The sequence below is a fragment of the Mesorhizobium sp. ISC25 genome (assembly GCF_042295465.1).
GTDB lineage: Bacteria > Pseudomonadota > Alphaproteobacteria > Rhizobiales > Rhizobiaceae > Mesorhizobium.
In genome coordinates, this window is record NZ_CP135441.1 from 1162759 (window position 1) to 1175546 (window position 12788).

Here is a 12788-nt window from a genome sequence, read left to right on the forward strand (position 1 = left end):
CACAAGCTCTGTCGTTTCGTTCCAACGTCCCACAATGACGCCGATCAGGATGCTCTCGCTTCACCGGGAGCGCCGATCAGGCGCGTATAGGCAGCCACATAGTCGTGGGCCATTCTCGTGGCAGAAAAACGGTTTTCGAACACGGCTCTCACCTGTCGCCTGTCGAGGCGCAGCAATTCCGGTATCGAGGCGACCGCAGCATCGACTGAATCGACAAGGAAACCGGTCACGCCGTGGTCGATGATCTCCGGCAGGGCACCGCATTTCCAGGCGATTGCCGGCGTGCCGCAGGCCATAGCCTCTATCGCGGCAAGACCGAACGGCTCCGGCCAATCGATTGGAAACAGCAGGCCGGCCGCCTTGCCGAGGAATTCCGCTTTTCTGTCTTCTTCGATCTCGCCGACATAGTCGACACGGTCGCCGTCGATCAGCGGCTCGACGGTGTCGTGGAAAAAGGCGCGGTCGTCGTCGCCGATCTTTGCCGCAAGCTTCAGTTTCAGCCCGGAGCGCAAGGCGATCTCAATGGCACGGTCCGGGCGCTTGTCGCGCGACAGCCGGCCGAGAAAGGCCAGATACGGCTCGTCCGCATCCGTCTCGAAAGTCGGCTCGTAGATATTGATCGGCAGGCCGTGATGGATGGTCGCCAGCCAATTGGCCTTGGGTAGCCCGGTTCTCTGGCTGCGCGAAATCGAGATCATCGGAAAGCGCGGAAAATGTTCGTAGGCCGGGGCCAGGTCGACATAGTCGAGCCTGCCATGCGGTGTCGTCACCGTCCGGTCAGGCATGTGTTCGAAGAAAGGAAAATGCAGGAAGTGGCTGAGATGGAAATGGATGATGTCGAACTGTTGCGCTCGGTTCCTCACCTCTGCGAGCATCGCGAGATGCGCCGCGGTTTCGGATTTGTGCGGGCGCGGATCGAGACGGAGCGCCCGCTCGCGACACGCCACCAATTTCGCCGACGTCTTGGTATCGCCGCTGGCGAACAGGGTCACGTCATGGCCAAGCTCGACCAATCCTTCGGTCAGATAGGAGACGATGCGCTCCGTCCCTCCATAGAACCGGGGTGGCACGGATTCATGGAGCGGCGCCACATGGGCTATTCTCATGTTTTGGCATTTCCCTCAAAAAGACTGCTCGTGGCATCGAAATGCATCAGCCGCGCTAACGTTCCCGTACAATGGCGAGATGTCACCCAATTGGGGCAAGATGTCAGGCAATTGGGGCTGCCTGGCACTTCCACCGCTGCTCGTCTGGTCCGGCCAACATTTTTCAGGCCAAGCCCTCCTTGGCCGGGAACCAAAGCCCGGTTCGCGAGTTTAATGGGGTTCGATCGCATGCATCCGGTCGACGGGGAGGAAATGATGGACCGCTTGCAATTCTTTTCGCCCGTGCGGATTTTGCGCGGACAGGGACAGCCCGTGGAAGAGATCGACAGCGTTGCCGAGGCAATGGCATTCTTGCGAAAATGGCCGGCTGGGCGGCGCGGGCCGGTTTACCAATGTGCGGTGAATTGCTGCGCTGCGGCCATGGCCGGCCGGATGTCGGCCGAGGAAGCGCGAAAGGCTTTTGCCGGCTTTGCCCGGATCACCCGCCTGCTCGAGGGCGATCGGCCGTTGCCGATGAGCGGCGAGGATCGGCATCGCGATCACGCGTTGAGGCGATAGGCGCCAACTGCCGCAGATCGTCAGAGCAAGCAAGGGTGGCATTCAGCCGGAGCGCCCGATCGGCGACCGACGCGCTTTCGCTTACATTTTCGCAGGTGCACTTGCGCTGATATTTGGTGCCGAAAGCACTGCGTTCATTGCTCGCCTTCTGGCAGACCAACCTATGGCAAATCAAAGTCGCTTCGGTTGTCTCGGGGTAAGGCCCGTGATGACTATTGCGGTTGTCGTGGCCGCCATGCCCATGATTGTGAACCGGAGTAAATTCCGAAAATTTTGCATAGATACCTCGCTTTCTGACGCCCCGCTTCTCGGGCTCGCCGCCCAAGCTTCCTCATTGTCGAGTGGGTGTTTGCGACAAGGCCGCATACGGATCGCTTACGCCTCAGCGGTCGGGGCTCAGGGGCGGCATAAAAAGTTGGACGAAGCGCAGACAATGGTGCCGCATGCGGTATTTCGACCAGAAAAGGCCAAAGATGCACTTTTGGGGGAACGGATAATGTCGAAACGGCTTAGACTGGTCCTGGGGACAGCCGGCGCAATTGCCGTCGCCATTGTCTGGGGGATCGTCGCCACGTTGATGGGTGTGCCATCGATTCTGATCACCGTAGGAGCGGTCGCGATCGGCGCGGGCATCTACAGCTATCAAAACCGGAACTGATCCGGTACCCGGCGACGCGGCATAGCCCAAAACTCCCACGGTCGCAGACTGCCTGCGGCAATGCTCAGTGTACGAAAATTACCAACGACAGCGTTCTGTGGAACGAGTGGCCTGCCGACGCTATTGTGGTGGCGGTCCGAGACACCCCCGCCTCGGGCCATTGGCTCACCCAGCCGAGCGGTCCGCTGCTACCCAATGGCAGCTGACCTTCACCCGGAGAACGGACCCCGGAAGACGGACGTTGTGCCGAATCGAGGGAGAACGATGGTCGTTGACGAGATTGCAGCGCGGCGCCTGAAAATTCTGATCGAGCAATATATGGAGACCAGGAAGAGGCGCCACGATGTGGTTTCTACCGCAGCGGCTGAGATCGCGATCAGGGCTGTCATGCCGAATTGCCCGGTCTCCGGAAAAGCCCTTGACGACATGATTGCGGCATGTGCGTTCGAACATGGGCTGGGGGTGCTGTTCGATCGACCTGACGCATGAAGGCCTAAACGCCATGAATCCCAACGCCAAAATCGCACGGTGCTGTCGTGCACAAATCCGACGCTGTTCCTGAGGCGCTCGCGACTAAGGTGCGTCGCGTCGATGGGCCTCATGCGATGCGCTTTAGGTTCTTGTTTTTATGCATGTCGTTGTCGCAAAACCGCTGCACACTTTTGCGCGACATGCATTAGAGAAACCGACCAACCGGAGCAGCCATGCCGAGATATTTTTCCCATTTCCGAAACAATGAGGGCCGCTTGACGGAAGATTTCGAGGGTCAGGAATTGGACGGTTTGTCCGCGGCTCAGGATAACGCCATGGCTTCGGCCAAAGAAATCCTGGCCGAGGGCCTGCTCAGCGGCAGCCCGGTCCTGACAGGTCTTTCCTTCGAAATCTGCGACGAGAACCGGAAGCTGCTTTTCCGATTTCCCTTCTCGGAAGCTGCCGAAAAGGCTGGCACTCGACCGTGATTGGTCAACAGCCCCGCAATGCGGGCGGGCTTTGATCGAGCCTGGCTGAAAAACCGCATGTCGCGGCAAGACGGTCGTTGGTGCAAATCAGCACCATAGGCAAATTAGTAGCATAGCTGCCGGCACAAAGCAAGAACAAATATGGCTTACCTTGCCGAAAAGGCGTGCGTTTCAGGAACTCGAGGGCAGGCGCGGTAGGGGGCGCCAAGCGACATTGCGATTTCCAACCGATGTGTCGATTTGTCGGGCCGGGTGTTCGTCAACTTCCCGAAACGTCTTCGCAGGATGCTGTGATCAGGAGTTCCTTTCTCCCGCGGTTACGTTTACAGGACGCTCAGGACAGTGTCGTTTGCGCGCCAGCAACTGACCGGATTAGGCCCGGCGCACAGTCGTCCTCCGTCAAGGAAATCAGTCCGGCGCCGTTTTTGGAGAACAATGATTTGTGGTGGTCAAATAAGCAAAAGAGATTCAAGGGAACGTGGGATGACCGACTGGACGGGCTATTCTCCGCAGAGGTCGACTACGCCGGGAAATCCATTCTCGATGTTGGCTGCAACATGGGTGTTGTCGCCTATGAGATATCCAAGCTAGGACCGAGTTCGATCCATGGGATCGACATTCTCAAGCCGCATATCGAGACGGCCAGGATGATCTTCCTGGGTTGTCCAGTCCAAAGCCGGTTCGATTGTCTCGATCTTGGCAGCCGAAAGCTGCAAAATGTTCTCCAACCGCAGTACGACATCGTCATGCTGCTGGCGGTCTACCATCACATGCAATGGAGCCTGGGCGCGGACAAGGCGCGAAGCGTGCTGTCCGATATCGCCAGGCGTGCTCAAACGATCGTTGCCCGCGTCCCTCCTGGCAAGGATAAGGAGATGATCGCGGTCCTTTCGGATGTGGGCTTTTCGATCAAAAGCAATCACACATCGCCTCTTGGAAGCCATCTCATGGTCCTCGCAAAACACTGACCAGGCATAGCGCGGCCGACGACGAATGGCGCAAGAGCCGCATAGCTTGGCATGCGAGGAACCGACGGTCATAAGCCGATGACGTGCAAGGATCCGGTTCGGCATTGACTGCGGTCGGGAACGAAGCCACAGACAGTGATCGAAACCGTCTCGCGCTTTCAAGACAACGCGAAGACCGGACGGGATCGCAACGGGCGGCGACGAGATGATTACAAAGAAACGAGTGTCAACGGTCCCGGCATATCCGCTGATCAAGCGTCTGATCGGCGAAAATCTGCCGCCGCACAAGATGCTGTATGTGACAGGTTTGCTGTGCTCGATCGCCGCTGCTGCCGCGACCGGCGCGGCGGCCTGGATCATGAAAGTCATGATCAACACCATCTATGTCGAGCGAGACGCTGCCGCTGTATCTGGTATCAGTGTCGTCATCATCGGCATTTTCCTGGTCAAGGGCATAGCTGCCTACTGCCAGACCATCACGACGGGAAAGATTCGCCGGGCTATCGTTTCGGACCTTCAAAACCGTCAATTTTCCCGAATGGTGTATTTCGACATCAGCCGTTTCGCCAACCAGCATCCGGCAAAATTCATCTCCAAAATCATGTTCAACGCGCGCGCCGGGGCGACCGTTATTCTCACCCTCACGAGCAGCGCCGTCTCTGATCTGCTGACCCTGATTGCCTTGGCCAGCGTCATGGTCAAGCAGGACCCGGTAATGTCGCTGATATCCGTGGCGGTTCTGCCGATGCTGTTCCTGTCAGTCGGCGCGATAACCAGGAAGCTCAAGGCGCTGGCGAGGGGCGAGACGGAATTGGCCGCACAAGTCCAGTCGATCGGCACGGAAGCCGTCGAAGGCATCCGCACCATCAAATCCTTCCAGCTCGAGGACAAGGCGGTTGCCAGCTTTGCAAAGGCCGTCCGCAAGATGGAAAGACGTGGCATCCAGATCAACCGGACATCAGCATTGATGAGCCCATTGATGGAGACCGGCGGCGGCGTGATCATCGGGCTTTTCGTTATGTATGCCAGCTGGCAGACCCTCGGCAACGGCAAGACGCCTGGCGAATTCATGGCCTTCATTACCGCGTTCCTGCTTGCCTATGAGCCTGCCAAGCGGTTGGCGCGGGTCAACGTCGACATCCAGAAGCAAATGGTTGCCGTCGAGCAGATGTATGATTTGATCGACACGCCCGAGCAGCGGCGACTCGCAATCGCAGGCGAGCGCCTGACCGACGTCGATGGTGGTATCCGCTTTGAAGATGTGGCCTTCTCCTATGACGGCAACAGCCCGGCGCTCGAGGGTGTTTCCTTCGACGTGCGACCTCGTGAGAAGCTGGCGATCGTCGGCCGCTCCGGCGCCGGCAAGACCACCATCGTCAATCTGATCCTGCGCCTGATGGAGCCGGACAAGGGCAGGATCCTGATCGACGGAAAGGACATTTCGAAGATCAGCCTGGCCGACGTTCGCGACAATATCGCACTTGTGTCACAGGACGTCTTCCTGTTCGAAGGCTCGATCCGCGACAACATTCGTGATGGCCGCCCGAACGCTACGGATCAGGAAATCGAGTCCGCTGCGAACCTCGCCCGGGTCACCAGCTTTGCTTCGGCGCTCGAAAACGGACTCGACACGCTTGTCGGGCCGAGCGGCACCAATCTGTCGGGCGGGCAGAAACAACGCGTCGCCATCGCACGCGCCTTGCTCAAGAATGCGGCGGTAATCGTCTATGATGAAGCGACATCGGCGCTTGACGGTGAAAACGAACGGGCAGTCATGGAGGCAGCCTTCGACAACACATTTCAGCGCACGGTGATCTGCATTGCGCACAGGCTGTCTACAATCAAGGCGGCCGATCGTACTCTCGTGTTTGACGCCGGACAGCTTGTCGATGATGGAACGCATGACCAGCTTGCCAAACACAGCGAGATATATCGTTCGATATTCCACCTGGAGACGCCCGATCCGATGGTCGAAAGCGGCAAAAAGCTGCGGCAAAGCGTATTGCGCTGAAGGCCGATGACCAGCTTTTATCACGGTTCCTATGTCCGGTATGTGATTGGTGGACTGGGCCTTCAGTTGCGCCGGTACAGAAAGGCGGTGCGCAGGTTGTTTTCCGGTCCCAAGCAGCCTCGTTCCATTCTTGAGCTGCGGGCCAAGGTTGAGGCTCTGATCGTGCGCAGGGACTGGAAAGGCCTTGAAGCCGGTACCAATGAGATGGCTGTCACGGCCGATCATAATTGCGACCCGGAGCTGATGCAGAAGGCGGGCCAGGCGTTCGAACGGCTTGGCAACTTTGCGCGGGCAGCTGAGCTTCGGCTTTCCGCTCGCCGGCTGCGGAAAGGGAAAAGCGCCAACGAGTGGACCGGTGAGAATCTCGAATCGGATACACTGCTGATCGATCTTGTGGAGGATGACCCGCGCAGCCTTGGCCGGGTTATCCGCCACGCGCGACTGGCCGGCGCTGCCGCTGCCTATGCGCAAAGCGCAACAATTCGGGTCGAGCCGCGCCTGGTATCAATTCTGCAGCGAACGTTCCCGAAGGCGACCGTGATCCCGGCGCAGCAGGATGTGGTCGGCGACAAACGTGCGACTTTCGAAGATCTCGCCTGGGTGTTCGGACGCGACGCCGAAAAGCTTGCTGCCGACTTCGTGCCGCTGCGGGCAGATCCTGAACTCGTCGAGACATTCCGCAAGCGCTATCGCTCGATGACGGATCTGCCGCTGGTGGGCCTCTCCTGGGGCAGCAAATCCCACACCAAGGACGTGCCGGATTTCCCCGAATGGGCAAGGTTCATCGCCCAGACGCCAGCGACATTCGTTTCGCTCCAGTACGGACAGATCAAGCCGGCGTTGCGGCGCCTTCGCAATGGCAACGACGCGCGTCTGATCTTTGACGACAGCGTCGATCAGATGGTCGACATGGACCGTTTCGCCGCACAGGTCGCCGCACTCGATGCTGTCGTGACGATCAGCAATACGGCGGCCCATCTTGCCGGAGCCCTCGGCGTGCCGACTGTTTTCCTCATCGACGATAATTTTCAGACGGCATGGCCAGTGACCGGCGACCGGACACCCTGGTATCCGAAGGGCATTATCATTCGCAAGGAGGGGCGCCCTTGGTCGCTGGTGCTCGACGAGGCCTGCCGGCGGCTCTCGTCGATCCTGACGACGCTTTCCGACGCTCCCCGAGGACGATAGAACATCACCGTGCAGAACAGACGAACCATCCTTCAGAAAGCAAAAACCGCCGATCTGCGCCCGCAGAGCGCCGTCGGCAAGCGGCTGCAGAAGGTTCTCGAGCGGGCAAAGGAACTTTTTAAACGTCCCTCGCGCCACGCCGACGAAAGTGCCGAAAGGCATATGAGGCTGATGGAGGAAAGCGTGCAGCGTGGTGACTGGCAAACTGCTCGCGACCATGCACTGGCGCTTGGCGTGCTTGGTGAGCAGCTTGGCGATCTCGGGCTGATCAAGAAAGCGGGGCGTGGACTGAGGCGTCTCGACGGAGGAAATCGCATCTGGCAGTTGATGGCGGCGAGCAAGCAGCTGCGCGGCAGGCCCGATTGGGATGGCAGTGATCTTGCGGGTCGCACGCTTCTCGTCGATCGTCGCGAAGGCGACCTGGCGATCTTTTTCCAGTTCGCGTCGCTGCTTGGTCCAGTCGTCGCGGCTGCCGGTCGATGCATCGTCTTCGTCGAGCCGCGACTGGCGCCGCTTTATCGCAGAACATATCCTGCGCTCGATGTCAGGATTGAAGGGGAAGAGGACATGGCGGCGGTGGACGCCGATGTCGTTGCCGGTTTCGAGACACTCGCAAAGCATTTCTGGCCGGACGACCCGGTAGCACGCGCGCCCTTCGTTCCGCTGGAGCCGGACCGCCGACTGGTTGCCGAGCTGCGCGGCACCTATCTCGATGGCGGCCCAGGTCCCCTGATCGGATTTGCCTGGGGAAGCCTGAACAAGAGCAAGGATCTGCCGGCTCTGGACGATTGGCGGACGCTGTTCGGCAGCCTGCAGGGGCGCCTCGTCAGCTTGCAATATGGCGATGTCGGGCCGGCCCTCTCCGAGTTCGAGCGCCACGCGCCGGGGCGCATCATCCATGACGCTTCCGTCGACCAGTTGACGGACATGGACCGCTTTGCCGCCCAAATCGCGGCGCTCGACGCGGTGGTGACGATCAGCAATACCGGCGCCAACCTCGCCGGAGCGCTCGGCGTGCCGACGATTGTCATGCTCGACGACGAGTTTCGGCTGTCCTGGCCTGCTTTCGGCGAGACCGTCGCCGCATATCCGAGCGTTCGACTGGTCCGAAAAGGCGGCCGAGCCTGGGCGTCGGCAGTGCAGGAGGCAGGCGGACGGGTCATGCAAATCATCGGCGGAGCTGGCGATGGAGGGTAGCCAACTTCTCGGCCAGTTGCGCCGCGCTGTCGCGCTTGCAGGCTACAAATACAAGGTCTGGTTCCGACGTCACCGCCGGCAGCTCTTCCTTCGCTGGCGCGACGGCGACATTGCCGATCAGATGGCGGATTATCGGCGAAGCGTCGAGTCCCGCGATTGGCCGGCGGCACTGCCGAAAGCCCTGGCTCTTGGATCCATTGCGAAGTCGAGGGGCGAGGTCCACCTGATCGACGAGCTCAGCAAGGCGCTGATGCGGATGGGCGCCTATGGCGCAGCCGCCGAACTCAGGATCGCACGACGCCACATCGTCAACGGCCGCGTCGATGGCGAGTGGCTGGGCCAGGATATTTCTGGCCAGACACTGCTGGTCGATCTGATGGAAACCGAAAAGCAGGGTCTGGCCACCGCGATCCATCATGCGAGTTCCGTGGGCTGTGCCCTGGCGCGCGCCGCCCGCTCGATCGTGCTGGTCGAGCGCCGCCTGGTACCGCTCTTTCAGCGCACTTTTCCGACCGCCGATGTGCGGCCGGTCGGCGCTGATGGCAAGGCTGCCTATGGCGAGGCGCAGGCCTTCGCCGGCGTCCAGCATCTGACTGCCGTTTTCGAGACCGACGAGGCGACGATTCGCGAGCATTTCGTGGCCCTTAAGCCGGATCCGGCCCGGGTCGCTGAACTTCGCGCCCGCTACCGGAAGGAAGGGCGGCCGTTGGTCGGTATCGCATGGGGCAGCTCCAATCCCGGCAAAGACCTGCCGCCGCTTGCCGCCTGGCGAAACCTGATCGGCCGCCCGGACCTCCGGTTCGTCTCGCTGCAGTATGGCCAGATCGAGACCGATCTGAAGATCCTGACCGACGGTGAGCCGGAGCGCATTCTTCATGACAGATCGGTCGATCAGCTCGTCGACATGGACCTTTTCGCCGCGCAGGTTGCCGCGATGGACGCCGTGGTGACCATCAGCAATACCGGAGCGCATCTGGCCGGCGCGCTCGGCATCCCCTCGATTTTCATTCTGGGCGACGGCTTCAAGCGCTCCTGGCCGGTCGAGGGCGACCGCACGCCCTACTATCCATCGGCCGTGCTGGTCTCGAAACGGGAACGCCCCTGGTCCGTGGTGATGGACGAGGCCGAGTCCATTCTGGCGCCATGGGTCACAAAAGTGAGTGGCTAATGCATGTCGTCCAAAAGCGCATCACTGAATACGCTTCGACGCGATGCGCATTAAGGGGTTCCGCCGACGGACCGCGGAATGGAGCGCCCGTGTCGAACAGTCGTCGCAACAGGCCAAAAAAACATAAGGCATTCCGAACCGGGATATAGTAAAGGCCCAATTCGCCCCGCAGAGGATCGCAATTCTTGCCAGCATTTCTGCCTTGTGTTCGAACCAGCCGTAGGTTTAGGCGCCCAGCGATGGGGTTGGTCTGGCCGGCAGCGGTTCGGGCGCCAGCTCTGATAATCTAAAGGAGATCTCTCCCATGTCCTTTCTGAAATTGTTTCAGGCCAAAGCGCCGCCTCTTCCTCTCATCGTATCCTTTCCAAAATCAGGGCGCACCTGGCTGCGTGTCATGCTGGACGATCTCGGCGTTGAAGTTCAATACATTCACGATGGAACCGACCACAAGCTACTTAGACCAAAATCAAGTCTTAAAGAGAATAAATCGCGATATAAGAAGAGAAGGACAATAATGCTGGTTCGCGATCCAAGAGATACGGTGGTCTCTGGGTACTTTCAGGTTCAGAAACGCCATATGCTTCCAGCGGGATCGTTTAGCGATTTTATCAGAAGCGACAATCATGGGATTGAAAAGATCATCAGATTTAACCTGCATTGGTTTGCGGCAATGCCCCGGATGCGCGAAATCCGGTATCTTCAATATGAAGACATGCATCGGGATACAGCTGGTGTCCTTCGCGCGATCCTTGGATTCCTGAACCTGCAGGCTGACGATCGGACGCTTGTCGAGGTGGCGAATAACCGAACATTCGACAAGATGAAAGTGAGTGAATCGACCGGTGATCTGTCCGATCGATACGGCAAGATATTACAGCCCCGCGATGCGAATGATCCCGAAAGCTTCAAGGTGCGCAAGGGCAAGATAGGCGGTTACGGCGAATATCTTTCCGAGGACGACGTGGCCTATTGTGACGAGCAGTTGGCTAAGTTCGAATATTGGGAGAATCTGGACAAGGTCTTTAGCACCAACGGCTTGTGCTACGCTCGCGTCGATAACCGCGCCCGGGTCGCCTTGGGTTAGGGAGCATTGCCGACATGGTGATGCGGACCGGATTCATTTGCGGTTGCGGCCATAGCGGGACGACGTTGATTGCGACGATCCTTGCGTCGCATCCCGACGTCTACTTGCCGCTCCAGGAAACCAACATTTTCTTCAAGTGGACGCCACTGGCCATGTTCCGCTTCTGGAAACTGAAGCGGGCGGCGCTCGATGCTGGAAAGAACGTGCTGCTTGAAAAGACACCGCGGCATATCCGCCGTGTCGCCCGCATTCGCCGGCTCGTGCCCGGCGCGCGTTTCGTCATGCCGGTGCGAGATGGGCGCGACGTCGTAGCGTCCCTGATCAAACGACTTGGCGACCCAAAGGAGGCTCTCGACCGCTGGATCAACGACAATGCGCTGGTTTTTGCGGAACGGGGAAAGCCGGATGTGCTGATCTATCGCTATGAGGACCTGGTCGAGAATCCGGCCAAAGTCGTCGAGCAGATCTGCGGCTTTCTCGATGTGACCTTCAGCCCGGATCTCCTCGACTACCACAAGAACCCGCAGCAATGGTTCAAGCCGACCGACGCCAGCGTCGAGACGCAACATGAGGTGCTCCGGAACCAACAGGTCAATCAGCCGATCTACGACGGAAGCGGGAGATGGCGCTCCGAACTCGGAAACGCCGAGTTACAAGACCTGGTACAAGGACGAGGTGCCCAGCTTATGAAAGCATTCGGTTATGCATGATGTCGGTCCGGCATCTGCTGGAAATGCCGTCTACCAATCAATCTTGTCGATCAAACCCGTTTTGAACAGGCTGTGAGCTCCTTCGTACAGCATTGACTGTTCGCTCATCGCGCTGAGAGCGGCTTTACCGCTCGATACCTCATGATACTGGCGATATTTGGAAGCGCCGTTCCAATACTGGCCTTCAGCCACCGCGACCTGCGCCTTGTCGTTGAAATCGGCGAAGAACTTGAAATGAAGCAGGCCGGCCAATCCTTTTATATAGTTTCGCCAGTAGGGCAGCGGTGAGTGAATCGACGTAAAAATCGTCTGGCGATCAACATATATCAAAGGAAACTTGGTCAACTTGTGCTGCCTGGCGAAAAGCCGGGTTCTCGGGCCGCCTGTGATCTTGAGATGCCGGGGGCTCCTCGTCACCTCATAGCCGCTGCCGTCGAAATGGTCCGCAACTTGCCATGGCGGCACGATGGGATCGAAGGGTACGTCCCAGATGTTTCCGCTCGGATACATGTCGATCATCGGCGCTAGCAGGCGTGTCATTCCGCGCCGCTTGAGCCAGTCGGCCATCGCACCGAGCGGATGCTGATCCATGCCGTCATAGACAAGATATTCGTCCGCATCCACGGTCAGATACCAGCGAGGCTGACCATAAATCCGCACAATCCGCTGCCGCCAAAGGTTTCCCAGGTCCGACTGCGAATAGGTGATCGGCGAGCTGAACAGATCGACGTCTGGCTGCTCGGCCAGAAGCTCAGCTGTTCCGTCTGTCGAGCGATCATCGAGGACGGCGAATCTGGTGACGCCGAGTTCGCGATAGTGCTTCAGGAACGGGTGTAGCCTGTCCGCCTCGTTGCGGATGACGAGGATCAAAGGCAGGTCATTCGCTTTAAGGGGCGTTATCGGCCGCAGCGATGACACTTCTGCCCGTCTTCCGAAGGTGTGTCTCAGCCGATATATGGCGGTGTCGGTAATCGTCCGGCGGACAATGGCGGGCCAGGTTGCTTTGCTCAAGCCGTCGATTCCCCTCATGGCGTCACCGCCCGGCTGGAGCTGGCGCAGATCCGCTGTTTGCAGTTAATTTCTACATGCAGCACCGTTAGGCAAATCGCAAGCAGTTGCGGAGTTCCGGCGGGTGAGCTTTCCAAGTGTTGCCGATGCGCGCTGGCCTCTATAGACATCGT

The 12788-nt window shown here is 59.1% G+C and carries 13 protein-coding genes; 11 read left to right on the forward strand and 2 right to left on the reverse strand.

The annotated features are described in order from the left end of the window. Nucleotides 1-44: 44 nt before the first annotated feature. Nucleotides 45-1106, reverse strand: coding sequence for a glycosyltransferase family 4 protein (locus tag RQ479_RS05690; RefSeq protein ID WP_376704390.1), 1062 nt, complete (start codon nt 1104-1106; stop codon nt 45-47). Here RQ479_RS05690 and RQ479_RS05695 point away from each other — a divergent pair. The 11 genes from RQ479_RS05695 (at nt 1092) to RQ479_RS05745 (ending at nt 11607) form a co-directional block, all read left to right on the forward strand. Continuing rightward, a complete protein-coding gene (locus RQ479_RS05695) occupies nt 1092-1664 on the forward strand; it encodes a DUF982 domain-containing protein (RefSeq protein WP_376704391.1) in 573 nt (190 codons plus the stop codon). The genes RQ479_RS05690 and RQ479_RS05695 overlap by 15 nt on opposite strands. A gap of 415 nt (nt 1665-2079) precedes the next feature. Then, a complete protein-coding gene (locus tag RQ479_RS05700; RefSeq protein ID WP_376704392.1) occupies nt 2080-2322 on the forward strand; it encodes a hypothetical protein in 243 nt (80 codons plus the stop codon). A 264-nt stretch (nt 2323-2586) separates the two neighbouring features. Next, entirely contained in the window at nt 2587-2811 is a 225-nt protein-coding gene (locus RQ479_RS05705) for a hypothetical protein (protein WP_376704393.1), read from the forward strand. 215 nt (nt 2812-3026) lie between these two features. Beyond that, complete coding sequence (locus tag RQ479_RS05710; protein ID WP_376704394.1) at nt 3027-3281, forward strand: DUF6894 family protein; 255 nt, start codon at nt 3027-3029, stop codon at nt 3279-3281. 425 nt (nt 3282-3706) lie between these two features. Beyond that, on the forward strand, nt 3707-4249 hold the full coding sequence (locus RQ479_RS05715; protein ID WP_292653542.1) for a class I SAM-dependent methyltransferase: 543 nt from the start codon (nt 3707-3709) through the stop codon (nt 4247-4249). A 223-nt stretch (nt 4250-4472) separates the two neighbouring features. Beyond that, nucleotides 4473-6260, forward strand: coding sequence for an ABC transporter ATP-binding protein (locus tag RQ479_RS05720; RefSeq protein ID WP_376704395.1), 1788 nt, complete (start codon nt 4473-4475; stop codon nt 6258-6260). A 6-nt stretch (nt 6261-6266) separates the two neighbouring features. Beyond that, on the forward strand, nt 6267-7448 hold the full coding sequence (locus RQ479_RS05725) for a hypothetical protein (RefSeq protein ID WP_376704396.1): 1182 nt from the start codon (nt 6267-6269) through the stop codon (nt 7446-7448). A gap of 9 nt (nt 7449-7457) precedes the next feature. Next, nucleotides 7458-8645: a glycosyltransferase family 9 protein gene (locus RQ479_RS05730; RefSeq protein WP_376704397.1), complete on the forward strand. Its 1188-nt coding sequence runs from the start codon at nt 7458-7460 to the stop codon at nt 8643-8645. Continuing rightward, nucleotides 8635-9813 carry a hypothetical protein gene (locus tag RQ479_RS05735; protein WP_376704398.1) on the forward strand — a complete coding sequence of 393 codons (1179 nt, stop codon included), beginning with the start codon at nt 8635-8637 and terminating at the stop codon, nt 9811-9813. The genes RQ479_RS05730 and RQ479_RS05735 overlap by 11 nt, the downstream gene beginning before the upstream one ends. Before the next feature lie 304 nt (nt 9814-10117). Next, a complete protein-coding gene (locus RQ479_RS05740; protein ID WP_376704399.1) occupies nt 10118-10897 on the forward strand; it encodes a sulfotransferase domain-containing protein in 780 nt (259 codons plus the stop codon). 14 nt (nt 10898-10911) lie between these two features. Further along, entirely contained in the window at nt 10912-11607 is a 696-nt protein-coding gene (locus tag RQ479_RS05745) for a sulfotransferase (RefSeq protein ID WP_287061299.1), read from the forward strand. Nucleotides 11608-11637: 30 nt separating this feature from the next. Here RQ479_RS05745 and RQ479_RS05750 read toward each other — a convergent pair whose 3' ends face one another. Next, nucleotides 11638-12618, reverse strand: a complete 981-nt coding sequence (locus RQ479_RS05750) for a glycosyltransferase family 2 protein (RefSeq protein ID WP_376704400.1) — start codon at nt 12616-12618, stop codon at nt 11638-11640. Between the last annotated feature and the right edge of the window lie 170 nt (nt 12619-12788).

What these genes read in the sequence shown, in the direction of transcription:
- RQ479_RS05745 (WP_287061299.1), top strand. Translation starts at nt 10,912, where the DNA reads ATGGTGATGCGGACCGGATTCATTTGCGGTTGCGGCCATAGCGGGACG.
- RQ479_RS05695 (WP_376704391.1), top strand. Translation starts at nt 1,092, where the DNA reads ATGGGCTATTCTCATGTTTTGGCATTTCCCTCAAAAAGACTGCTCGTG.
- RQ479_RS05690 (WP_376704390.1), bottom strand. Translation starts at nt 1,106, where the DNA reads ATGAGAATAGCCCATGTGGCGCCGCTCCATGAATCCGTGCCACCCCGG.
- RQ479_RS05710 (WP_376704394.1), top strand. Translation starts at nt 3,027, where the DNA reads ATGCCGAGATATTTTTCCCATTTCCGAAACAATGAGGGCCGCTTGACG.
- RQ479_RS05740 (WP_376704399.1), top strand. Translation starts at nt 10,118, where the DNA reads ATGTCCTTTCTGAAATTGTTTCAGGCCAAAGCGCCGCCTCTTCCTCTC.
- RQ479_RS05735 (WP_376704398.1), top strand. Translation starts at nt 8,635, where the DNA reads ATGGAGGGTAGCCAACTTCTCGGCCAGTTGCGCCGCGCTGTCGCGCTT.
- RQ479_RS05705 (WP_376704393.1), top strand. Translation starts at nt 2,587, where the DNA reads ATGGTCGTTGACGAGATTGCAGCGCGGCGCCTGAAAATTCTGATCGAG.
- RQ479_RS05725 (WP_376704396.1), top strand. Translation starts at nt 6,267, where the DNA reads ATGACCAGCTTTTATCACGGTTCCTATGTCCGGTATGTGATTGGTGGA.